Source organism: Pantoea sp. y20, assembly GCF_054903455.1.
Genome location: NZ_CM142816.1, coordinates 546,450 through 566,764, shown reverse-complemented (window position 1 = coordinate 566,764; position 20,315 = coordinate 546,450). Strand labels below are relative to the sequence as shown.

General features: G+C 53.1%; 27 protein-coding genes. 16 read left to right on the top strand and 11 right to left on the bottom strand.

All coding sequences use genetic code 11. The features are described from left to right. The first annotated feature begins 7 nt into the window (after positions 1-7). From ACYAC5_RS02555 to ACYAC5_RS02545, 3 genes are read left to right on the top strand one after another with little or no spacing between them, the layout of a single operon-like run. Positions 8-862, top strand: coding sequence for an isochorismatase (locus ACYAC5_RS02555; protein WP_110868078.1), 855 nt, complete (start codon positions 8-10; stop codon positions 860-862). Next, positions 859-1,617 carry a 2,3-dihydro-2,3-dihydroxybenzoate dehydrogenase gene (gene dhbA / locus ACYAC5_RS02550; RefSeq protein WP_277974442.1) on the top strand — a complete coding sequence of 253 codons (759 nt, stop codon included), beginning with the start codon at positions 859-861 and terminating at the stop codon, positions 1,615-1,617. The genes ACYAC5_RS02555 and dhbA overlap by 4 nt, the downstream gene beginning before the upstream one ends. A 3-nt stretch (positions 1,618-1,620) precedes the next feature. Continuing rightward, on the top strand, positions 1,621-2,037 hold the full coding sequence (locus tag ACYAC5_RS02545; RefSeq protein WP_137385048.1) for a hotdog fold thioesterase: 417 nt from the start codon (positions 1,621-1,623) through the stop codon (positions 2,035-2,037). 41 nt (positions 2,038-2,078) lie between these two features. Here ACYAC5_RS02545 and cgtA read toward each other — a convergent pair whose 3' ends face one another. The 3 genes from cgtA to rplU all read right to left on the bottom strand — a co-directional run bounded on the left by cgtA (position 2,079) and on the right by rplU (position 4,088). Next, positions 2,079-3,254 carry an Obg family GTPase CgtA gene (gene cgtA / locus ACYAC5_RS02540; RefSeq protein WP_008104343.1) on the bottom strand — a complete coding sequence of 392 codons (1,176 nt, stop codon included), beginning with the start codon at positions 3,252-3,254 and terminating at the stop codon, positions 2,079-2,081. Between the two features lie 249 nt (positions 3,255-3,503). Further along, positions 3,504-3,761, bottom strand: a complete 258-nt coding sequence (gene rpmA, locus ACYAC5_RS02535; RefSeq protein WP_007886647.1) for a 50S ribosomal protein L27 — start codon at positions 3,759-3,761, stop codon at positions 3,504-3,506. A 15-nt stretch (positions 3,762-3,776) separates the two neighbouring features. Then, positions 3,777-4,088: a 50S ribosomal protein L21 gene (gene rplU / locus ACYAC5_RS02530; protein ID WP_007886644.1), complete on the bottom strand. Its 312-nt coding sequence runs from the start codon at positions 4,086-4,088 to the stop codon at positions 3,777-3,779. 252 nt (positions 4,089-4,340) lie between these two features. On the opposite strand from rplU, the gene ispB reads away from it, so the two are divergent. Next, positions 4,341-5,312 (top strand): octaprenyl diphosphate synthase, encoded by a 972-nt coding sequence (gene ispB, locus ACYAC5_RS02525; RefSeq protein WP_101762272.1) that lies wholly within the window; start codon positions 4,341-4,343, stop codon positions 5,310-5,312. A 236-nt stretch (positions 5,313-5,548) separates the two neighbouring features. After that, positions 5,549-5,830: a helix-turn-helix domain-containing protein gene (locus ACYAC5_RS02520; RefSeq protein ID WP_101762273.1), complete on the top strand. Its 282-nt coding sequence runs from the start codon at positions 5,549-5,551 to the stop codon at positions 5,828-5,830. A 68-nt stretch (positions 5,831-5,898) separates the two neighbouring features. Here ACYAC5_RS02520 and murA read toward each other — a convergent pair whose 3' ends face one another. From murA to mlaF, 7 genes are all read right to left on the bottom strand, one after another. Next, positions 5,899-7,158 (bottom strand): UDP-N-acetylglucosamine 1-carboxyvinyltransferase, encoded by a 1,260-nt coding sequence (gene murA / locus ACYAC5_RS02515; RefSeq protein ID WP_110868080.1) that lies wholly within the window; start codon positions 7,156-7,158, stop codon positions 5,899-5,901. A 46-nt stretch (positions 7,159-7,204) separates the two neighbouring features. After that, entirely contained in the window at positions 7,205-7,462 is a 258-nt protein-coding gene (gene ibaG, locus ACYAC5_RS02510) for a BolA family iron metabolism protein IbaG (RefSeq protein WP_008104351.1), read from the bottom strand. Positions 7,463-7,576: 114 nt separating this feature from the next. Beyond that, positions 7,577-7,882, bottom strand: coding sequence for a lipid asymmetry maintenance protein MlaB (gene mlaB, locus ACYAC5_RS02505; RefSeq protein ID WP_277974441.1), 306 nt, complete (start codon positions 7,880-7,882; stop codon positions 7,577-7,579). After that, positions 7,882-8,517 (bottom strand): phospholipid-binding protein MlaC, encoded by a 636-nt coding sequence (mlaC, locus tag ACYAC5_RS02500; RefSeq protein WP_101762276.1) that lies wholly within the window; start codon positions 8,515-8,517, stop codon positions 7,882-7,884. Before mlaC ends, mlaB begins: the two co-directional genes overlap by 1 nt. Positions 8,518-8,535: 18 nt before the next feature. Beyond that, positions 8,536-9,072: an outer membrane lipid asymmetry maintenance protein MlaD gene (gene mlaD / locus ACYAC5_RS02495; protein ID WP_137385047.1), complete on the bottom strand. Its 537-nt coding sequence runs from the start codon at positions 9,070-9,072 to the stop codon at positions 8,536-8,538. Between the two features lie 4 nt (positions 9,073-9,076). After that, positions 9,077-9,859 (bottom strand): lipid asymmetry maintenance ABC transporter permease subunit MlaE, encoded by a 783-nt coding sequence (gene mlaE / locus ACYAC5_RS02490; protein ID WP_007886633.1) that lies wholly within the window; start codon positions 9,857-9,859, stop codon positions 9,077-9,079. A gap of 4 nt (positions 9,860-9,863) precedes the next feature. After that, complete coding sequence (gene mlaF, locus ACYAC5_RS02485; RefSeq protein WP_192412539.1) at positions 9,864-10,679, bottom strand: phospholipid ABC transporter ATP-binding protein MlaF; 816 nt, start codon at positions 10,677-10,679, stop codon at positions 9,864-9,866. A 227-nt stretch (positions 10,680-10,906) separates the two neighbouring features. Between mlaF and ACYAC5_RS02480 the strand changes: the two genes are divergently transcribed. The 11 genes from ACYAC5_RS02480 (at position 10,907) to npr (ending at position 18,908) form a co-directional block, all read left to right on the top strand. Next, positions 10,907-11,890: a calcium/sodium antiporter gene (locus ACYAC5_RS02480; protein WP_137385046.1), complete on the top strand. Its 984-nt coding sequence runs from the start codon at positions 10,907-10,909 to the stop codon at positions 11,888-11,890. A 13-nt stretch (positions 11,891-11,903) separates the two neighbouring features. Beyond that, a complete protein-coding gene (kdsD, locus tag ACYAC5_RS02475) occupies positions 11,904-12,884 on the top strand; it encodes an arabinose-5-phosphate isomerase KdsD (RefSeq protein WP_110868082.1) in 981 nt (326 codons plus the stop codon). 12 nt (positions 12,885-12,896) lie between these two features. Next, positions 12,897-13,463, top strand: coding sequence for a 3-deoxy-manno-octulosonate-8-phosphatase KdsC (kdsC, locus tag ACYAC5_RS02470; protein WP_101762280.1), 567 nt, complete (start codon positions 12,897-12,899; stop codon positions 13,461-13,463). Further along, positions 13,460-14,032, top strand: coding sequence for an LPS export ABC transporter periplasmic protein LptC (gene lptC / locus ACYAC5_RS02465; protein ID WP_101762281.1), 573 nt, complete (start codon positions 13,460-13,462; stop codon positions 14,030-14,032). The genes kdsC and lptC overlap by 4 nt, the downstream gene beginning before the upstream one ends. Next, entirely contained in the window at positions 14,007-14,561 is a 555-nt protein-coding gene (lptA, locus tag ACYAC5_RS02460) for a lipopolysaccharide ABC transporter substrate-binding protein LptA (RefSeq protein ID WP_462062359.1), read from the top strand. Before lptC ends, lptA begins: the two co-directional genes overlap by 26 nt. A gap of 5 nt (positions 14,562-14,566) precedes the next feature. Beyond that, positions 14,567-15,292 carry an LPS export ABC transporter ATP-binding protein gene (gene lptB, locus ACYAC5_RS02455; protein WP_008104371.1) on the top strand — a complete coding sequence of 242 codons (726 nt, stop codon included), beginning with the start codon at positions 14,567-14,569 and terminating at the stop codon, positions 15,290-15,292. A gap of 48 nt (positions 15,293-15,340) precedes the next feature. Beyond that, positions 15,341-16,780 carry an RNA polymerase factor sigma-54 gene (gene rpoN, locus ACYAC5_RS02450; RefSeq protein WP_101762282.1) on the top strand — a complete coding sequence of 480 codons (1,440 nt, stop codon included), beginning with the start codon at positions 15,341-15,343 and terminating at the stop codon, positions 16,778-16,780. A 21-nt stretch (positions 16,781-16,801) separates the two neighbouring features. Continuing rightward, positions 16,802-17,089, top strand: a complete 288-nt coding sequence (hpf, locus tag ACYAC5_RS02445; RefSeq protein ID WP_101762283.1) for a ribosome hibernation promoting factor — start codon at positions 16,802-16,804, stop codon at positions 17,087-17,089. A gap of 160 nt (positions 17,090-17,249) precedes the next feature. Next, positions 17,250-17,732, top strand: a complete 483-nt coding sequence (gene ptsN / locus ACYAC5_RS02440) for a PTS IIA-like nitrogen regulatory protein PtsN (protein WP_176970221.1) — start codon at positions 17,250-17,252, stop codon at positions 17,730-17,732. A gap of 52 nt (positions 17,733-17,784) precedes the next feature. After that, positions 17,785-18,639, top strand: a complete 855-nt coding sequence (rapZ, locus tag ACYAC5_RS02435) for an RNase adapter RapZ (protein ID WP_101762285.1) — start codon at positions 17,785-17,787, stop codon at positions 18,637-18,639. After that, positions 18,636-18,908 carry a PTS phosphocarrier protein NPr gene (gene npr / locus ACYAC5_RS02430; protein ID WP_008104379.1) on the top strand — a complete coding sequence of 91 codons (273 nt, stop codon included), beginning with the start codon at positions 18,636-18,638 and terminating at the stop codon, positions 18,906-18,908. The genes rapZ and npr overlap by 4 nt, the downstream gene beginning before the upstream one ends. A 5-nt stretch (positions 18,909-18,913) precedes the next feature. Here the strand turns inward: npr and mtgA are convergent, their stop codons facing one another. Then, the gene (gene mtgA, locus ACYAC5_RS02425) at positions 18,914-19,636 is read right to left on the bottom strand and encodes a monofunctional biosynthetic peptidoglycan transglycosylase (protein WP_192412544.1); all 723 of its coding nucleotides are present in this window, start codon (positions 19,634-19,636) and stop codon (positions 18,914-18,916) included. Positions 19,637-20,315: the final 679 nt, after the last annotated feature.

Below are 20,315 nucleotides of genomic sequence, written 5' to 3'. Positions count from 1 at the left end.
GATTGTAATGGCTATTCCAAAACTGAACGCTTACGCGCTACCCGCAGCAACTGAACTGCCAACCAATAAAGTGAAGTGGGCGCTTGAGCCTCAGCGTGCCGCGCTGCTGATTCACGATATGCAGGCTTACTTCCTTAATTTCTGGGGCGAAAACAGCCCGCTGGTTAATCAGGTGGTGGAAAACATCGCTCGTCTGCGTGCTTACTGCAAAGCGCAGGGCATACCGGTGTTCTATACCGCTCAGCCGAACGAACAGAGCGATGCCGATCGCGCACTCCTCAACGACATGTGGGGACCGGGCCTGAACAAACATCCGGATCAGCAGAAGATCGTGGATGCGCTGGCGCCGGATCAGGACGATCAGGTACTGACCAAATGGCGATACAGCGCCTTCGTGCGCTCACCGCTGGAATCGATCCTGCAGGAGATGGGCCGCGATCAGTTGATCATCACCGGCGTGTACGCGCACATCGGTTGCCTGACCACCGCGACTGACGCCTTTATGCGTAATATCCAGCCGTTTATGGTGGCGGATGCGCTGGCCGACTTCACGCGCGAAGAGCACATGATGGCGCTGACTTACACCGCAGGTCGCAGCGGTAAAGTAGTGATGACCGCCGACCTGATGCCGCTGCCGTTGAGCAAAGACGATCTGCGTGCGCTGATTCTGCCGCTGCTGGAAGATGACGATGTGCCTGCAGATGACGAGAACCTGATCGATTACGGTCTGGATTCAGTACGCGTGATGGCGCTGGCGGCGCGCTGGCGTCAGGTGCACAGCGACATCGATTTCGTCAGTCTGGCAAAAAATCCGACCATCGATGGCTGGTGGGCGCTGTTATCAAGGGTGCCAGCTAAATGAGTGCAACTTTCGATTTCAATGGAAAAATCGTCTGGGTAACCGGCGCAGGCAAAGGGATTGGTTACCACACCGCGCTGAGCTTCCATCAGGCGGGCGCGCAGGTTATCGGCTTCGATCTGCGTTTCGATCAGGCCGACTATCCTTTCGCCACGCAGGTGCTGGATGTGGCGAACGCCGCCGAGGTGAAAGCGGTTTGTCAGCGTTTGCTGGCAGATCAGCCACGTCTCGATGTGCTGGTGAACGGTGCCGGCATCCTGCGTATTGGCAGCACCGATGAACTGTCGTTCGACGATTGGCAGGCGTGTCTGGCGGTGAATGCCGGCGGCGCGTTCAACCTGTTTCAGCAAACCTTGCCGGTGTTTCGCCAGCAGCGTGCGGGTGCGATTGTGACTATCGCCTCTAATGCGGCACATGCGCCGCGCCTTGGTATGTCCGCTTATGGCGCTTCCAAAGCGGCGTTGCGCAGCTTGTGTCTGACCGTGGGTTTAGAGATGGCGCCTTACGGCGTGCGCTGCAATATCGTTTCTCCGGGTTCCACCGATACCGATATGCAACGCAGCCTGTGGCATACGCCAGAAGCCGAGCAGGAGATGATCAATGGTTTCCCGGATCAGTACAAGCTGGGGATCCCGCTGCGTAAGATCGCTAAACCGCAGGAGATCGTTGCTAACGTGATGTTCCTCGCGTCGGATCTTGCCAGCCACGTGGTGCTGCAGGATATTGTGGTCGACGGTGGCGCAACGCTGGGATCCTAAGTTATGGCAATCTGGAAACGTTCGGTCGATGTTGAAACGTTGAATAAGATGGGTGAAAACTCGCTGGTGGCACACGTTGGCATTGTGTTTACCACCATCGGTGAAGATTATCTCGAAGCCACCATGCCGGTGGATGCCCGCACGCAGCAGCCGTTTGGCCTGCTGCACGGCGGCGCTTCTGTGGTGCTGGCGGAGTCGATGGGATCGATCGCCGGTTATCTCAGCATCGAAGAAGGTAAAAGCGTGGTGGGGATTGAGGTGAGCGCCAGCCACCATCGTGCAGTAAGCAGCGGTGAAGTGCGCGGCATTTGCCGCCCGCTGCACCTTGGTGCGCGTAATCAAAGCTGGCAGATTGAGATTCGTAACGCCCGCAATCAGCTGTGCTGCACCTCGAGATTGACGGTGGCGGTGCTGGGTTAAGACATAAAAAAAGCGGCCTTCGGGCCGCTTTTTTTGTGCGATTAACGCTGGTAAATGATTTCGACGCCTTCGTCGTCCTCTTCGTCCCAGTCGTCATCCCAATCGTCGTCTTCTTCCACTTCCTGCGCCGTTTCCATGGCTTCACGGTGATAATCATCCCACATGAAGGCCACTTTCTCTGGCTCTTTAGCTTCTTCTTCGGCTTCTTTTGGATTTTCGATGATAAAGCTCATCACATCCCAGCAAAGATCTTTCACGCCATCATGGCTAGCCGCAGAGATTAGGTAATATTTTTCTTCCCAGCCTAATGCTTCCACTACCGCTTTGGCACGGCTTTCCGCTTCTTCTCGGCTCAGCAGGTCACATTTGTTGAATACTAACCAGCGCGGCTTCTGGAACAGCTTATCGCTGTATTTTTCCAATTCGCCAAGAATGATGCGGGCATTTTCTACCGGATCAGATTCATCGATAGGGGCAAGATCGATCAGGTGCAACAGCACGCGGCAGCGCTCAAGGTGCTTCAGGAAGCGAATACCCAGACCTGCGCCATCCGCTGCACCTTCAATCAGGCCAGGAATGTCGGCGACAACAAAGCTCTTTTCGTTGTCCATACGCACCACGCCAAGGCTTGGCACCAGCGTAGTGAACGGATAATCCGCAACTTTGGGTTTCGCTGCGGATACCGAGCGAATAAAGGTCGATTTACCGGCATTCGGCAGACCCAACATACCAACGTCAGCCAGCAGCATCAGTTCCAGTTGCAGATCACGCTTCTCGCCCGGTGTTCCCATGGTTTTTTGACGCGGGGAACGGTTAACTGAGGATTTAAAGCGCGTGTTACCAAGGCCATGCCAGCCGCCTTTCGCCACCATCAGCTTCTGCTCATGACGCGTCATGTCGCCCAGCGTTTCGCCGGTACCCTGGTCAATTACGCGGGTACCAACGGGCACTTTAACGATGATGTCTTTACCACGTTTACCGGTGCAATCACGGCTTTGGCCATTCTGGCCACGTTCGGCACGGAAAGACTTTTCAAAGCGATAATCGATCAGGGTGTTGAGGTTTTCATCCGCCAACAAATACACGTCGCCGCCGTCGCCGCCGTCGCCGCCATCCGGGCCGCCTCTTGGAATATATTTTTCACGGCGGAAGCTTACGCAACCATTGCCGCCATCACCCGCGACCGCAAGGATCGTCGCTTCATCTACAAACTTCATTTTATTTCTCCGTCACGCTGTCGTTCACGGCAGCTTGCAGGCCGCAAACGGGTCCGCCAGGGTCTTCTGCGCTGACCGACGGCGGATAATACAAGACTGGCAAAGCCAGGAGTACATAAATTGTACAACAACTGTGCTAAAGCGTAACTGTTATCCAGCAAGCTCAGTAGCAGAATGTAAAAAGCCCCGCAAAGCTGCGGGGCCTTTCATTCGTGTATTCAGACGTTAGACGTCTGCAGCACGACAACCTTACTCAGCAACGATGCTGATATATTTACGGTTGTTCGGGCCTTTAATCTCGAATTTTACTTTGCCGTCTGCGGTGGCAAACAGGGTGTGGTCACGACCACAACCTACGTTGCTACCTGCGTGGAATTTGGTGCCACGCTGACGAACGATGATGCTACCTGCCAGAACAGATTCGCCACCGAAACGTTTTACACCCAGACGTTTTGCGTTGGAGTCGCGACCGTTACGGGTCGAGCCACCAGCCTTCTTATGTGCCATTTGTCAGATCTCCTCTTACGCGCCGATCACAGTGATTTTCACATCTGTGAACCACTGACGGTGACCAGCTTGCTTACGGTAGTGTTTACGACGACGAAACTTAACGATTTTAATTTTCTCGCCACGACCGTGAGCAACAACTTCTGCCTTGATCACACCGCCTGAAACCAGTGGCGCGCCGATTTTCACGTCTTCGCCATTTGCGATCATCAGAACCTGGTCAAACTCAATGGTTTCACCGGTTGCGATGTCCAGCTTTTCCAGGCGAACGGTCTGACCTTCGCTTACTCGGTGTTGTTTACCACCACTTTGGAAAACCGCGTACATATAAAACTCCGCTTCTGCGCGTGCCTTTCTATTCATCAGGCGGCGCGATAAATATTCACAATAGGGCGCGAATTCTACGCAATACTCCAGCAGAAGACAAGAGCACTTTGCACTCTCTTGCAGAAAAAAAGCGCAAGGCGAATGCAAACGTTTCGCAACCCGATTTTTCAAGTACAATCAGTAACAGATTACCTGAACTCACGCTGTGTAAAGCGCTTACCATGCAAAAAACGAGTAAAGCTGAAAAGACGAATGAACTTAGAACAGATTAATGAATTAACCGCGCAGGACATGGCGGCCGTCAACCAGACCATCCTCGAGCAGCTGAATTCAGAAGTCTCACTGATTAACCAGTTGGGCTATTACATCATCAGCGGCGGGGGCAAACGCATCCGTCCGATGATCGCTGTGCTGTCGGCACGCGCGCTGAATTATCAGGGATCGTTGCACATCACTAATGCGGCGCTGATCGAATTTATCCATACGGCGACGCTGCTGCACGATGATGTGGTGGATGAATCCGATATGCGCCGTGGCAAAGCCACCGCTAACGCCGCGTTCGGTAATGCGGCAAGCGTGCTGGTGGGCGATTTTATCTATACGCGCTCATTCCAGATGATGACCAGCATGGGATCCTTAAAGATCCTTGCGCTGATGTCGGAAGCGGTCAACGTGATCGCCGAAGGAGAAGTGCTGCAGTTAATGAACTGCAACGATCCCGATATCACTGAAGAGAGCTACATGCGGGTGATCTACAGCAAAACCGCTCGCCTGTTCGAAGCTGCTTCGCAAGCGTCGGCGATTTTAGCTGAGGCGACGCCCGCGCAGGAAAAGGCGTTACAGGATTATGGTCGCTACCTTGGCACCGCTTTCCAGTTAATTGATGATTTGCTGGATTACAGCGCAGATGGCGAAACGCTGGGCAAAAATACCGGTGATGACCTGAGCGAAGGTAAACCGACGCTGCCATTGCTGCACGCGATGCACAACGGGACGCTTGAGCAGGCGCAGATGATCCGTAAAGCCATTGAAGAAGGTAACGGTCGTCATCTGCTGGAACCGGTGCTGGCAGCGATGCAACAGACTGGCTCGCTGGAGTGGACGCGCAAACGCGCTGAAGAAGAGGCAGATAAAGCCATCGCAGCCCTGCAGGTATTACCCGAAAGCCCGTGGCGCAGCGCCCTCGAAGCGCTGGCGCACATGTCAGTACAGCGCGATTTCTGATTTCAACGGGGCCTTCTCTGGCCCCGTTTCCTTCCTCACTATTCTCCCTTTTTACTTACATCTCTTGCATCGCTTTTGCGAAAAGCGACGCAGTTTCGTGCGCCAGCCAAACATTTACTGGAAAATTACGGGAAACATTTGCTATAAAAACGCGGGTTTTTTCCAGATATCTCTGCCACGGGAGCGCCTTTTTACAGCGGAGATGAAGTAATAACACGGACATGGAGAAGAGAGTTATGTACACAAGGAAAGCGGATTGGCACCCGGCAGATATCATTGCTGCATTACGTAAGAAAGGCACATCACTGGCAGCGCTGTCACGCGAATCAGGGCTCAGCTCCTCAACGCTGGCCAATGCGCTGTCGCGTCCCTGGCCCAAAGGTGAGTGGCTAATCGCCAATGCGATCAAGGTTCATCCGGCAGACATCTGGCCAAGCCGATATTACGATCCTGTTACCGGCCAGTTATTGGATCGCAAGAAGTGCATACGATCGCCGAAGGATCGTAAAAAGATCTGACTGTAATACCAATGAAAAAAAACCAGCCGCGTTGCCGTGACTGGTTTTTTTGATCTACGAAGCAGAAATTATTCGCCGCTTACGCGCTCGATATTTGCACCCATCGCTTTCAACTTATCTTCGATGTGCTCGTAGCCACGGTCGATGTGATAGATACGATCCACTATCGTGGTGCCTTCCGCGATACAACCCGCCAGCACCAGACTCGCTGATGCACGCAGATCGGTGGCCATCACCTGCGCGCCCGACAAGGTTTCTACGCCATGACAAATCGCTGTATTGCTCTCAATTTCCGCGTGCGCGCCCATACGAATCAGCTCAGGGATATGCATAAAGCGGTTTTCGAAGATGGTTTCGGTAATCACACCGGTTCCTTCTGCCACCAGGTTCAACAGTGTGAACTGCGCCTGCATGTCAGTAGGGAAGCCAGGATGCGGCGCGGTACGGATATTCACCGCTTTTGGACGCTTACCGTGCATATCCAGGCTGATCCAATCTTCGCCCACTTCGATCTCTGCACCAGCCTCACGCAATTTAGACAGCACGGCATCCAGCGTATCTGGCTTCGTGTTGTGGCAAACAACTTTGCCCCGTGAAATGGCTGCTGCGACCAGGAAAGTACCGGTTTCGATACGATCTGGCAGCACGCGATAAACGCCGCCGCCCAGACGCTCAACACCTTCAATGGTAATTTTGTCTGTGCCCGCGCCGGTGATTTTCGCACCCAACGTGTTGAGGAAGTTTGCCGTATCGACAATCTCCGGCTCACGCGCGGCGTTCTCAATGATGGTGATGCCGGTGGCCAGCGTGGCCGCGCTCATGATGGTAACGGTAGCGCCGACAGACACTTTATCCATCACGATATGCGCGCCCTTCAGACGGCCATTGACAGAAGCTTTAACGTAGCCCTCTTCCAGCTTAATTTCCGCACCCAGCTGTTCCAGGCCAGTAATGTGCAGATCGACCGGGCGTGCACCGATAGCGCAGCCGCCCGGCAGTGAAACCTGGCCCTGACCAAAACGCGCCACCAGCGGACCCAGCGCCCAAATCGAAGCACGCATGGTTTTCACTAAATCGTATGGCGCACTGAAAACATTAACTTCGCGAGCATCAACGTGGACCGAACCATTGCGCTCAACGCGCGCACCCAGCAGATTCAGCAGCTTCATGGTGGTATCGATATCACGCAGCTTCGGTACGTTCTGAATCTCTACCGGCTCTTCAGCCAGCAGCGCAGCAAACAGAATCGGCAACGCAGCATTCTTCGCCCCGGAAATGGTCACTTCACCACTTAAACGGGTGGGGCCTTGCACACGAAATTTGTCCATTAACACCGCTCTCAATTATCTATCAATAAAACAACCGGTGAGGCACTTAGAAACCGTTGAGTTTACGGTCGCGCGCCCACTCGGCTGGGGTATAAGTTTTGATGGAAACCGCATGAATACGGTTATCCGCAATATATTCCATCAGCGGCGCGTACACAGCCTGCTGCTTCTTCACGCGGCTCAGTTCGCCGAACATTTCGCCCACCGCGATGACCTGAAAATGGCTGCCATCGTTGCTGAGTACGTGTACTTCTTCTAATGCCAGCGCCTGCATCAGCACGGCCTGAACTTCACTATTTTCCATCGCTCGTTACTTCGCTTAATAATAATAAGGCAGACATCTTAGAGGAAAGCGCCTGACTCTTAAATACGCAAAAGCCCCTGAAAAAATCAGGGGCTTAGCATCGACATCATTCGATCAGGCGATTTTTTCCGCAGAAACAATAATCTGCTGCAGGTTATACAGCGTGATCAGTGACTGGAGTTTATCGGAGATCCCAGAGAAAAGTGGTGCGCTGCCTTGAGCACGCGCAATTTCACGCAGATGCACCAATAGCGCTAAACCCGCTGAATCCACCCTTTCCAGCCCGGCGACATCAATGGTGGTGATATCCGCCACCGCAGTGTTACGTTCCTGCCACAAGGTCAGCAAAGTATCACGATCTAATTTGCCGCTTAAGGCCAGCGTACTGGCAGTGCGCTGCCAGCTTAACGGTTCACTCATTATTGCTTTTTATCCAGGGTGATCGGCTGTGCGGCATAGGTTTTCAGCTGAGCCGTCAAGCCATCAATGCCTTTGGTACGCAGCAGATCGCCCCACTCATTCTGTTTCGTGGTGATCATGCTGATGCCTTCGGCCACCATATCATACGCCTGCCAGTTGCCAGTTTGGCTGTTCTTACGCCACTGGAAATCGAGACGCACAGGCGGACGCCCATTAGGATCGATGATGGTGACGCGAATCGCCACGATATTGGCATCGCCAATCGGCTGCTCCGGCTGAATCTGGTAGGTTTGACCGTTGTACAGCGCCAGCGCCTGGCCGTAAGCCTGTGCCAGATAATCACCGAACGCGGCAAAGTAGGCATCACGTTGCGCTGGTGTCGCATCGCGATAATAGCGACCAAGAACCAACGCACCGGCATATTTTATCTGTACGTACGGCATCAGTTCCTGACGTACCACTTCGCGCAGATAGTTCGGATCCTGCTTAATCTTCGGCTGTTCGTTTTTCAGGCGGGTGAAGGTCTTTTCCGCCGCTTCGTTCATCAGCTTGTAAGGATTAGTTTGATCCGCTGCGGCGTTGGCTGCCAGCGGTGCGATTGCCAACAGGGCAATCATCAGTAAACGTTTAAACATCATGTTTTACCTCGTAGGTTATTCCGTTGTTGCAGGTGCTGCCGGTGCACTCTGCGCACCCTGTGATTTATCGTCAGATTTATTATCGCCGCTTTTATAGAGGAATTGACCGATCAGGTCTTCCAGCACCAGCGCCGACTTGGTGTCACGCAGCGTGCCGCCATCTTTCAGCATAGAAGAACCAAGCTCGGGATCGTCAAAACCTAAATTCAGCGCCAGGAACTGTTCACCGAGCAGGCCTTGAGTACGGATGGCTAATGAGCTGGTGTCGGGAATCTTATCAGCGTATTTATCGCTAATATCCATGGTCACACGCGGTGAGAGGGTTTTCTCATCCAGCGCAATATCTGACACCCGGCCAATTAACACGCCGCCAATTTTCACCGGAGAACTGACTTTCAGTCCGCCGATATTATCGAAGGTGGCATACATCTTCCACGTTGGTTCGGTGCCGATAGTTTTGAGATCGGCAACGCGCAGGCCGAGGAATAACAGCGCCAGCAGCGCAGCCAGCATGAAGACGCCAACCCAGATTTCGTTTTTCTTGCTTTGCATTGCATCAATTCCCAAACATCAGTGCTGTCAGCACAAAATCCAAACCGAGTACCGCCAGTGAAGCATGCACCACGGTACGCGTTGTCGCACGACTGATCCCTTCCGAGGTCGGGATGGCATCATAGCCATTAAAGAGCGCAATCCAGGTTACCGTGACGGCAAAGACTGCGCTTTTGATCATGCAGTTAACGACATCAGTGCGGAAATCTACCGCGTTCTGCATCGCCGACCAGAAGAAACCGGGATCGATCCCTTTCCAGCTCACGCCAACCAGCGCGCCACCGGCAATACCAACGGCGGTAAAGATCAACGCCAGCAACGGCATGCTGATAAATCCTGCCCAGAAGCGCGGTGAGACCACGCGTCGTAGCGGATCGACGGCCATCATCTCCATGCTGGAGAGCTGTTCGGTGGCTTTCATCAGCCCGATTTCAGCGGTTAACGCTGAACCCGCACGGCCTGCAAACAGCAACGCCGTGACGACCGGACCGAGCTCACGCAGCAGCGAGAGCGCCACCAGCATGCCAAGGCTGGTTTCCGCATTGTAAGTGGTGAGCACCAGATAGCCTTGCAGACCCAGCACCATGCCAATAAACAAGCCAGATACCACGATGATCAGTAACGATAACACGCCCACGCTATACAACTGTTTTACCAGCAGCGGCGCATGGCGACGAAACGCCGGCTTACCGACTAACGCATGAAATAACATGAGGCCTGCGCGGCCAAAAGCGGCACAGGTATTGATTCCCTGACGTCCAAATGACGCTAGCGCCTGTAACAACATCAGTTTACGTTCTCCCTGAGCGGGTCAAGTCGCTGAGATAATCGCCAGCGGCAAAGCGGAAAGGCACCGGACCATCCGCATGACCCTCGATAAACTGGCGCACACGCGGATCGGGATTTTCTCGCAGTTCCGGCGCGCTACCCTGAGCAATGATTTTTTGTCCGGCAACAATATAGGCATGATCGGCAATGCTCAAGACCTCAGGCACATCGTGTGAAACCACGATGCAGGTCAGGCCCAGGGCATGATTCAGTTCGTCAATTAACTTCACCAGCACGCCCATGGTAATTGGATCCTGGCCGACAAAAGGCTCATCGAGCATGATCAATTCGGGTTCCAGCGCGATAGCACGCGCCAGCGCCGCACGGCGGGCCATACCGCCAGAGAGTTCGGCAGGCATTAGTTTAGCGGCTCCGCGCAAACCCACCGCTTCCAGCTTCATCAATACGGTGCTGTGCAACAGTTCTGGCGGCAGCTGCGTATGTTCACGCAACGGCCAGGCAACGTTTTCATACACGTTGAGATCGGTAAACAGCGCGCCGGACTGAAACAGCATGCTCATTTTTTTACGCGCTTCGTACAATTTGGTGCGGGAAAGCGTCGGGATATTTTGATCGCGGAACCAAATCTCGCCTTTATCGGGCTGTAATTGCCCACCGATCAGACGCAATAATGTGGTTTTGCCAATTCCGGACGGGCCCATAATCGCGGTAACTTTACCGGCAGGAACCGTTAACGAGATGTCGTCGAAGATAGTACGATCTCCGCGCGTGAAACTGACGCCACGAACCTCAACCAGATTCGTTTGCTGCTGGATCATCTTTACCTCTTTATGCGGATCGGGCGCTATCAAAGCTGTGGATGGTAGCCTGGTAGCCTCGAATGCACGATAGTTTTACAGAAACTTACCCACTTAGTGTGGCGAAAACGGCCTTAAAATTTACTTTTGCCTCTCAGACAGTCAAAATCAGCGCCTGTTAGTGCGTGCAGAATGTTTTTACCCGTCGGACAAGGTTCGCCGACACCTCCATCCATCAAGGATTTTTAATGTTCGTAGCCTCTGCCTTGCTGTTTATCGGATTGATTTTACTGGTTTACGGTGCCGACCGTTTGGTATTTAGCGCCGCGATCCTCTGTCGATCCTTTGGCATCCCACCGCTGATCATTGGTATGACGGTGGTGAGCATTGGCACATCATTACCGGAATTGATCGTCTCGTTTTCGGCCGCACAGCATGGACAGATGGATTTAGCGGTTGGCACCGCGCTGGGCTCGAACATCACCAATATTCTATTAATTCTGGGCGGCGCGGCACTGCTCCACCCATTGACAGTACACTCCAATCTGATTCGGCGCGAATTGCCATTAATGCTGCTAGTCTCACTGCTCTGCGGCATCATGCTGTTTGATAACTATTTAAGTCGACTCGACGGCATCGCGTTACTGCTGATTGCATTGGGTTATCTGCTGGTGGTGATTCGCATTGCTCGCCGTGCTGAACGCGATAATAACGACACGCTAACCCGCGAACAGCTGGCGGAGCTGCCGCGCGATGAGGCCGGTAACACCGTGGCCTTTCTGTGGCTGGCGGTTGCACTGATTATTTTGCCGATGTCGACGCGTATGGTGATCGACAACGCTACCGTCTTTGCCGACTACTTTGGTGTGAGCGAACTGGTGATGGGCCTGACGCTGATCGCCGTCGGCACCAGTTTGCCCGAACTGGCCACCGTGGTGGCTGGCGCGCTGAAAGGTGAGGACGATATCGCGATCGGTAACCTGATCGGCGCCAATATTTTCAATCTGGCGATTGTTCTCGGCCTGCCGGCGCTGATTCATCCCGGCAGCGTTGATGCGCATGCCTTCGCACGTGATTACTGGGTGATGCTGGCAGTGAGCGTACTGTTCGCCCTGCTCTGCCTGCTGCGCAAACGCCGTATTGGTCGTATCGCAGGCACACTATTATTAGGTGGTTTTATCGCGTGGGTGCTGTGGCTATGGCTGAGCCCCATGCTTATCACAAGCTATTAAGGACGGACTGACCATGTCACATCAGCAACCGGATTTCGATTTTCAGCAAGCAGGCAAAGCGGTGCTGCGCATCGAACGCGAAGGGCTGGAGCAGCTTGATCAATATATCAATGATGATTTCGATCGCGCCTGCGCGATGATCTTTGCCTGTCGCGGCAAAGTGGTGGTGATGGGCATGGGCAAATCCGGGCATATCGGGAAAAAAATGGCCGCGACTTTTGCCAGCACCGGTACACCTTCGTTCTTTGTGCATCCCGGCGAAGCCAGCCACGGCGATCTCGGCATGGTCAGCACCAATGATGTGGTGATCGCGATTTCTAACAGCGGTGAATCCGGAGAAATCCTTGCGTTGGTGCCGGTGTTAAAGCGCCAGAAAGTGCAGCTGATTTGTATCACCGGCCGTCCTGAGAGCGCGATGGGCCGCGCTGCAGATGTGCATCTGTGCGTGAAAGTGCCGCAGGAAGCTTGTCCGCTCGGCCTGGCACCGACCACCAGCACCACCGCGACGTTAGTCATGGGCGATGCGCTGGCCGTGGCGTTATTGGAAGCGCGCGGATTTACCCAGGAAGATTTTGCGCTGTCGCATCCTGGCGGTGCGCTGGGCCGCAAACTGCTGCTGCACGTCAGCGATATCATGCACAGCGGCGATGAGATCCCGCACGTTAGCCGTGATGCGTCGATGCGTGATGCGCTGCTGGAAATTACCCGTAAGAATCTCGGTTTGACGGTGATCGTCGATGACCTAATGAAAATCGAAGGCATCTTTACCGATGGTGACTTGCGTCGCGTGTTCGATATGGGCATCGATTTCCAGAAAGCCACCATTCAGGAAGTGATGACCAGCGGCGGCATTCGCGTGCGCCCCAATATGCTGGCTGTTGACGCCCTTAATTTGATGCAAAACAAAAACATCACCGCCCTGCTGGTGGCCGATGACGATCGCCTGCTCGGTGTGGTACATATGCATGACATGCTGCGCGCTGGCGTGGTCTAACAGGAAGAAATAATGAGTGCTGAAACGGCGATGGTCGAGACTTGCTACGGTCCGGTGAGCGCGGACGTCATGGCGCGTGCTGCGAAGATTCGCCTGCTGATTTGTGACGTTGATGGCGTGATGTCCGATGGCGTCATTTATATGGGCAACAGCGGTGAAGAGCTGAAAGCTTTTAACGTGCGTGATGGTTATGGCGTGCGTTGCCTGCTGACCTCCGGCGTCGAAGTGGCTATTATTACCGGCCGCAAAGCAAAATTGCTGGAAGATCGCTGTAAGACGCTCGGCATTACGCATCTTTACCAGGGACAATCGGATAAGCTTTTGGCCTGGCGGGAACTCCTGGATAAACTGTCATTAACGGCCGATCAGGTCGCCTATATTGGCGATGACCTGATCGACTGGCCGGTAATGGCGCAGGCGGGGTTGAGCGTTGCCGTTGCTGATGCTCACCCGATTTTACTGCCGCGCGCGCATTATGTGACCCGCATTGCCGGTGGCCGCGGTGCGGTACGTGAGTTGTGCGATCTGATTTTGATGGCGCAGAACAAATTTGAGGATGCCAAAGGGCAATCAATATGAGTAAGAGCAGGCGTTGGATGACGCTGATCCTGGCCTTGATCGCCTTAGTGCTGATCGGCTGGAATCTCACCAACCAGGATGACGACAGAACGCCGGTGGCAACCAACGATCAAGCGCCAACCTACACCAGCGAGAAATCGAACACGGTGGTGTATAACCCCACAGGCGCGCTGGGCTATAAGCTGGTCTCCGATAAAGTGACCTACTTTGCTGCCGATGAGATAAGTTGGTTCGATAATCCGGTGATGACCACCTATGACGTTAATAAAGTGGCGACATGGTCGGTGCGCGCCGATAAGGCAAAGCTGACCAAAGATCGTATGCTTTATCTTTACGGCAACGTTGTTGTCAATTCTTTGACTCAGGATTCACAGCTTGAGCGCATCCTTACCGATAACGCTCAGGTTAATTTGGTCACCCAGGATGTGACATCTGACGATCAAGTCACCCTTTTTGGCCGCAGTTTTAATTCCACTGGCATGAAAATGCGCGGCAATTTACGGACGAAACATGCTGAGCTGCTTGAAAAGGTCAAAACTTCCTATGAAATTCAAAATGAACAAAAATAGCCTTAAGTTATTGCTGGTGAGTACGCTGCTGGCAACGAGCCTGCCTGCGCTGGCATTAACCGGCGACTCAGACAAACCGGTAAATATCGACTCCGTTAACCAGGCGCTGGATTTGCAGGGCAACGTTGCGACCTTTACCGGCAACGTCATTGTGACGCAGGGTTCCATCAAGATTACCGCCGATAAAGTGGTGGTCACTCGTCCGGGCGGCGATAGCAAAAAAACCATCGTTGATGCTTACGGCGCGCCAGCCACCTTCTATCAGATGCAGGATAACGGCAAGCCGGTGCAAGGCCACGCCAGTAAACTGCACTATGAATTGGCGAACGATTTTGTTGAGCTGACCGGCAATGCCTTCATTCAGCAGCAGGACAGCAACATCAAAGGCGACCGCATTACTTACCTGGTGAAAGAGCAGAAAATGCAGGCGTTCAGCCAGGGCGACAGCAAGCGCGTGACCACCGTTCTGGTACCGTCGCAGCTGCAGGACAAAAACGGTTCGTCCGCGAGCCCTAAAAAGAGTAACTGATTGCTATGGCAACACTAATCGCTGAGAACCTGGCGAAAGCCTACAAAGGCCGCCGCGTGGTGGAAGATGTTAGCCTGCAGGTAAAATCCGGCGAGATTGTCGGCCTGCTGGGCCCAAACGGTGCCGGTAAAACCACCACCTTCTACATGGTGGTGGGTATTGTGCCGCGCGATGCCGGCCGCATCGTGATTGATGATGAAGACATCAGCATTCTGCCGCTGCATGCGCGCGCCCGTCGCGGCATCGGCTATCTGCCGCAGGAAGCCTCGATCTTCCGTCGCCTGAGCGTGTACGACAACCTGATGGCTGTGCTGCAGATCCGTGATGATTTAACCGAAGAACAGCGTCAGGATCGGGCCAACGAGCTGATGGAAGAGTTCCATATTGGCCATCTGCGCGACAGCATGGGCCAGGCGCTGTCGGGTGGTGAACGCCGTCGTGTGGAAATTGCCCGCGCGCTGGCGGCTAATCCGAAATTCATCCTGCTGGACGAACCTTTTGCTGGTGTTGACCCGATCTCGGTTATCGACATCAAGAAAATCATCGAGCATCTGCGTGACAGCGGCCTTGGCGTGCTGATTACCGACCACAACGTGCGTGAAACCCTCGCGGTGTGTGAACGCGCCTATATCGTCAGCCAGGGACATTTAATTGCCCATGGCACGCCTGATGAAATTCTTGTAGATGAGCAGGTTAAGCGTGTTTATTTGGGCGAAGAGTTCAGACTCTGATAAGGTGTTGTAACACCCTACGTTTGCTTAGGAAATTCTTACCGAATTATGAAGCAAGGTTTGCAACTCAGGCTCAGCCAACAGCTGGCGATGACTCCACAGTTGCAGCAAGCCATTCGCTTGCTGCAACTCTCTACGCTTGAACTCCAGCAAGAACTGCAACTGGCGCTGGAAAGCAATCCGCTGCTTGAACAAACCGAACTGCACGAAGAAGTTGACGCACGTGAATTTCAGGATCAGGAAAGTGATTCGTTAGACACGCGCGAAGCGCTTGAGCAGAAAGATATGCCTGAAGAGCTTCCGCTCGACGCTACCTGGGACGAAATCTACACCGCAGGCACACCGTCAGGCACCGGCACCGATTACCAGGATGACGAATTGCCGATCTACCAAGGCGAAACCACCCAATCGCTGCAGGATTACCTGATGTGGCAGGTTGAGTTAACGCCGTTCACTGATACCGATCGCGCGATTGCCACGTCAATTGTTGATGCCATTGATGACACCGGCTACCTCACCGTCAGCTTACAAGACATTTATGACAGCATTGGTGATGAAGAGCTGGCGCTGGAAGAAGTCGAAGCCGTGCTCAAGCGCGTGCAGCGTTTTGATCCAATCGGCGTCGGTGCACGTGATTTGCGTGATTGCCTGTTAGTCCAGCTGTCGCAATATGCTGCCGACACGCCCATGCTGGCGGAAGCACGCCTGATTGTTAGCGAACATCTCGATCTGCTGGCCAACCATGATTTCCGCAGCCTAATGCGCGTAACCCGTCTGAAGGAAGAAGTGCTGAAAGAGGCGATGCTGCTGATTCAGTCACTCGATCCGCGCCCAGGCCAGTCAATTAACACCAGCGAACCGGAATATGTCATTCCCGATGTTCTGGTGCGCAAAATCAGTAAGCGCTGGACGGTTGAACTCAATTCGGACAGCATGCCGCGCCTGAAAATCAATCAGCAGTATGCGGCGATGGGCGGAGCTGGCCGTAATGAAAGCGATAACCAGTTTATTCGCAGCAACTTACAGGAAGCCAAGTGGCTGATTAAGAGCCTGGAGAGCCGCAACGACACGCTGCTGAAAGTGACACGCTGTATCGTTGAACAGCAGCAGGCGTTTTTTGAGCAGGGTGAGGAGTACATGCGTCCGATGGTGTTGGCGGATATCGCTCAAGCTGTTGATATGCATGAATCCACCATTTCCCGCGTGACCACGCAAAAGTATTTACACAGCCCGCGTGGCATCTTTGAACTGAAGTATTTTTTCTCCAGTCACGTCAACACCGAAGGCGGCGGCGAAGCCTCTTCCACGGCGATTCGTGCATTAGTGAAAAAATTAATCTCGGCGGAAAACCCCGCAAAACCCTTGAGCGACAGCAAACTGACCTCCATGTTGTCTGAACAGGGCATCATGGTTGCGCGACGTACGGTTGCTAAATATCGCGAGTCTTTATCTATACCGCCATCAAACCAGCGCAAGCAATTGGTTTGACCGAACGAAGAAGGAAGACCTATGCAGCTAAACCTTACCGGACTTAATGTTGAAATTACCGAACCTCTGCGTGAATTTGTAAATACCAAATTTGCCAAACTGGAACACTATTTTGATCGTATCAATCAGGTTTATATTGTTCTGAAGGTAGAGAAGGTGACGCAGGTTGCGGATGCAACACTGCACGTTAACGGCGGAGAGCTGCACGCCACATCGGAAGCGGAAGACATGTACGCGGCCATCGACGGGTTAATCGATAAACTTTCCCGTCAGCTGACCAAACACAAAGACAAACTGAAAAAACACTAACCTTCACGCTTGCAGAGTGCTGACTGATTCGGCACTTAGAGCATAAATGGGGCGGAACTTACCGCCCCGTTTTGTCATCTGCGCAAGCGCCAGCGGGTGAACGGTAATGAAATCAATTGCCTGAAACTCGCGGCTATGTGAACTCGCAAGTGAAACGATGATGAACAACGATCTAACACTGGAATTGAGCTCGGTCCTTTCACTGGACTGTACCCGTAGCGGCGTACACTGCCAGAGTAAAAAACGCGCGCTGGAGATTATCAGCGAGCTGGCAGCGAAGCAGCTCAATCTGCCGCACCAGACGCTTTTCGAAGCCATCCTGACCCGCGAACGCATGGGCAGTACCGGTATTGGTAACGGCATCGCCATTCCACATGGCAAGCTGGAAGAGGACACCTTACGCGCTGTCGGCGTGTTTATTAGCCTCGATCAGCCTATCGCTTTTGATGCGGTAGATAATCAGCCGGTTGACCTGCTGTTTGCCCTGCTGGTACCTGCGGACCAGTGTAAAACCCACTTACACACGCTTTCGCTGGTTGCAAAACGCCTCGCAGATAAAACCGTCTGTCGTCGTTTGCGCGCGGCACAGAGCGACCAAGAGCTCTACGCCATTATCACAGAAGCTCAGGAAGCACACTCTTAAGCGAGAAACACTTTTACCGGCGTTTTCGCCGGTTTAAAACGGGAGAAATGTGATGGTGCTGATGATCGTTAGCGGTCGGTCAGGCTCAGGAAAATCAGTCGCGCTGCGTGCCCTCGAAGATATGGGCTTTTACTGTGTCGACAACTTGCCGGTGGTGCTGCTACCGGAGCTGGCGAATACCTTAACCGAACGCAATATTTCTGCGGCAGTCAGCATTGATGTGCGTAACATGCCGGAATCACCGGAAGTCTTTGAAGCGGCGCTCAACAATCTGCCCGATGCCTTTTCGCCGCAGCTGCTGTTTCTTGATACCGATCGCAACACGCTGATTCGCCGCTACAGCGATACGCGCCGCCTGCATCCGCTCTCCAGCAAAAACCTGTCGCTGGAGAGTGCCATCGATGAAGAGAACGATCTGTTGGAGCCACTGCGCTCACGCGCCGATCTGATTATCGATACGTCTGAGATGTCGGTTCATGAGCTGGCGGAGATGCTGCGTACCCGCCTGTTAGGCAAGCGTGAGCGTGAACTGACCATGGTGTTTGAGTCATTCGGCTTCAAACACGGCATTCCGATCGACGCCGATTATGTCTTCGATGTGCGCTTCCTGCCAAACCCGCACTGGGATCCTAAGCTGCGCCCGATGACCGGTCTGGATCGCCCGGTGGCCGCCTTCCTCGATCGTCACACCGAAGTGCACAACTTTATCTATCAAACGCGCAGCTATCTGGAACTGTGGCTGCCGATGCTGGAAACCAATAACCGTAGCTATCTCACCGTCGCCATTGGCTGTACCGGCGGTAAGCATCGTTCGGTGTATATCGCGGAACAACTGGCGGATTATTTCCGTTCACGCGGTAAAAACGTGCAGTCTCGTCATCGCACTCTGGAAAAACGCAAATCATGACCGTGAAGCAAACCGTTGAAATTCGTAACAAACTGGGCATGCACGCGCGCCCAGCGATGAAGCTGTTCGAGCTGGTGCAGAGTTTTGATGCTGAAGTGTTGCTGCGTAACGAATCGGGCACCGAAGCGGAAGCCAGCAGCGTGATTGCGTTGCTGATGCTCGACTCAGCGAAAGGCGGTCATATTGAAATCGAAGCCAGCGGCCCGCAGGAAGAGCAGGCGCTGGCAGCGGTTATCGAACTGTTTGAAGCGGGCTTTGACGAAGATTAAACCTTTCAGTGCAGCTTGTAGCGATTCAGGAAACCCTCGCCGCCTAACTGGCGCATCTGCCGCATAATCCACTGCTGGCGCTGTCGCGTGTAGCCTGAAGGCGCATCGGCACGGAAGCGGATCGGATTGGGTAGAACCGCCGCCAGTAACGCGGCTTCAGACATCGTCAGGCGGCTGGCGGGTTTATGGAAATAGCGCTGTGAGGCCTCTTCCACGCCAAATACGCCATCGCCAAATTCTGCAATATTGAGATAAACCGTCAGGATGCGCCGCTTGGTCCACACGGTTTCGATTCCCACCGTGAGTCCCGCTTCCAGCCCTTTACGTACCCAGCTGCGGCCATCCCATAGAAACAGGTTTTTCGCCGTCTGCTGAGACAAGGTTGAAGCTCCGCGCATGCGTTCATTGCCATCGTTATCCAGCACTGATTGAATGGCATCAACATCAAAGCCCCAATGCTCGGGAAACTTTTGATCTTCAGAAGCGATAACCGCTAAAGCCATCCACGGCGAGATCTCATCCATGCCGACCCAATCCGAGTGCGCCACATAATCAAAACGCCCTGTAAACCAGGCACCGATTTGCCGCTCCATCATTACCGCCGAAAACGGTACCGGTAAAAAAGCAAACAGCAGAATGCCCGCTAACCAGATGCCGAGCCAGGCCAGCAGCACTTTAGCAATCAGTACTTTAATACGTTTTCCCAGCGTCCCTTTACTCTTGCTCATGCAATTTTCTCTTACCTGTTCCCTGTATTAATCAATCACCCAAGTCACAATAGCTAACACCAACGATTAACCACTAAATTTTATCCTCTGATTGGCAAAAACGTCAGTGAAATTGTTGCCTGCGCAATCAACGTTCCTCTATTAGAGCCAATCACATCAAGCACTTCCGCCAAAAAGGAATCGGTTCCATGATGTTAAATGCACCAGGCGCTGCGTGCATGAACACTTAACTGAATGTGATATCGCTCACGCAAAAGCTTTCATGAAGCTTAACTATCATTTTTTATGATGTTCGAACTTGTTCATTGATTACAGAGACCATTCTGAAAAATGCGACCAAATCTGTCTGATCCTGCCTGCATTCGGCCTCAATGATGGTAAAGCGATTTACCGCACAATTGGTTTACATCATTCAATAAACTATAAACTGGAACTTTCCGTTTAAGGTTTCCAAAACGTTTTGGATAAGCCGTCAGAAAACCTGACTTTATTCATAAATATCAGCATGTTAATCTAACTTAACTTCAATTTTTTGTCAGAATCACATTTTCCATGCTCGTGTCAGGCTTTTCCTGCTAACGACTGAAGCAAAACCAGGCAAAAAGCAGAACAATTGGTCAAAAAAGGTGCAATATGGCAAAGAAATTAATTCCTTGCTTGACTGTGTCAGCAAATTAAT

Coding starts and splice junctions, on each gene's coding strand:
- ACYAC5_RS02555 (WP_110868078.1), top strand. CDS start 8: ATGGCTATTCCAAAACTGAACGCTTACGCGCTACCCGCAGCAACTGAA.
- dhbA (WP_277974442.1), top strand. CDS start 859: ATGAGTGCAACTTTCGATTTCAATGGAAAAATCGTCTGGGTAACCGGC.
- ACYAC5_RS02545 (WP_137385048.1), top strand. CDS start 1,621: ATGGCAATCTGGAAACGTTCGGTCGATGTTGAAACGTTGAATAAGATG.
- cgtA (WP_008104343.1), bottom strand. CDS start 3,254: ATGAAGTTTGTAGATGAAGCGACGATCCTTGCGGTCGCGGGTGATGGC.
- rpmA (WP_007886647.1), bottom strand. CDS start 3,761: ATGGCACATAAGAAGGCTGGTGGCTCGACCCGTAACGGTCGCGACTCC.
- rplU (WP_007886644.1), bottom strand. CDS start 4,088: ATGTACGCGGTTTTCCAAAGTGGTGGTAAACAACACCGAGTAAGCGAA.
- ispB (WP_101762272.1), top strand. CDS start 4,341: ATGAACTTAGAACAGATTAATGAATTAACCGCGCAGGACATGGCGGCC.
- ACYAC5_RS02520 (WP_101762273.1), top strand. CDS start 5,549: ATGTACACAAGGAAAGCGGATTGGCACCCGGCAGATATCATTGCTGCA.
- murA (WP_110868080.1), bottom strand. CDS start 7,158: ATGGACAAATTTCGTGTGCAAGGCCCCACCCGTTTAAGTGGTGAAGTG.
- ibaG (WP_008104351.1), bottom strand. CDS start 7,462: ATGGAAAATAGTGAAGTTCAGGCCGTGCTGATGCAGGCGCTGGCATTA.
- mlaB (WP_277974441.1), bottom strand. CDS start 7,882: ATGAGTGAACCGTTAAGCTGGCAGCGCACTGCCAGTACGCTGGCCTTA.
- mlaC (WP_101762276.1), bottom strand. CDS start 8,517: ATGTTTAAACGTTTACTGATGATTGCCCTGTTGGCAATCGCACCGCTG.
- mlaD (WP_137385047.1), bottom strand. CDS start 9,072: ATGCAAAGCAAGAAAAACGAAATCTGGGTTGGCGTCTTCATGCTGGCT.
- mlaE (WP_007886633.1), bottom strand. CDS start 9,859: ATGTTGTTACAGGCGCTAGCGTCATTTGGACGTCAGGGAATCAATACC.
- mlaF (WP_192412539.1), bottom strand. CDS start 10,679: ATGATCCAGCAGCAAACGAATCTGGTTGAGGTTCGTGGCGTCAGTTTC.
- ACYAC5_RS02480 (WP_137385046.1), top strand. CDS start 10,907: ATGTTCGTAGCCTCTGCCTTGCTGTTTATCGGATTGATTTTACTGGTT.
- kdsD (WP_110868082.1), top strand. CDS start 11,904: ATGTCACATCAGCAACCGGATTTCGATTTTCAGCAAGCAGGCAAAGCG.
- kdsC (WP_101762280.1), top strand. CDS start 12,897: ATGAGTGCTGAAACGGCGATGGTCGAGACTTGCTACGGTCCGGTGAGC.
- lptC (WP_101762281.1), top strand. CDS start 13,460: ATGAGTAAGAGCAGGCGTTGGATGACGCTGATCCTGGCCTTGATCGCC.
- lptA (WP_462062359.1), top strand. CDS start 14,007: ATGAAATTCAAAATGAACAAAAATAGCCTTAAGTTATTGCTGGTGAGT.
- lptB (WP_008104371.1), top strand. CDS start 14,567: ATGGCAACACTAATCGCTGAGAACCTGGCGAAAGCCTACAAAGGCCGC.
- rpoN (WP_101762282.1), top strand. CDS start 15,341: ATGAAGCAAGGTTTGCAACTCAGGCTCAGCCAACAGCTGGCGATGACT.
- hpf (WP_101762283.1), top strand. CDS start 16,802: ATGCAGCTAAACCTTACCGGACTTAATGTTGAAATTACCGAACCTCTG.
- ptsN (WP_176970221.1), top strand. CDS start 17,250: ATGAACAACGATCTAACACTGGAATTGAGCTCGGTCCTTTCACTGGAC.
- rapZ (WP_101762285.1), top strand. CDS start 17,785: ATGGTGCTGATGATCGTTAGCGGTCGGTCAGGCTCAGGAAAATCAGTC.
- npr (WP_008104379.1), top strand. CDS start 18,636: ATGACCGTGAAGCAAACCGTTGAAATTCGTAACAAACTGGGCATGCAC.
- mtgA (WP_192412544.1), bottom strand. CDS start 19,636: ATGAGCAAGAGTAAAGGGACGCTGGGAAAACGTATTAAAGTACTGATT.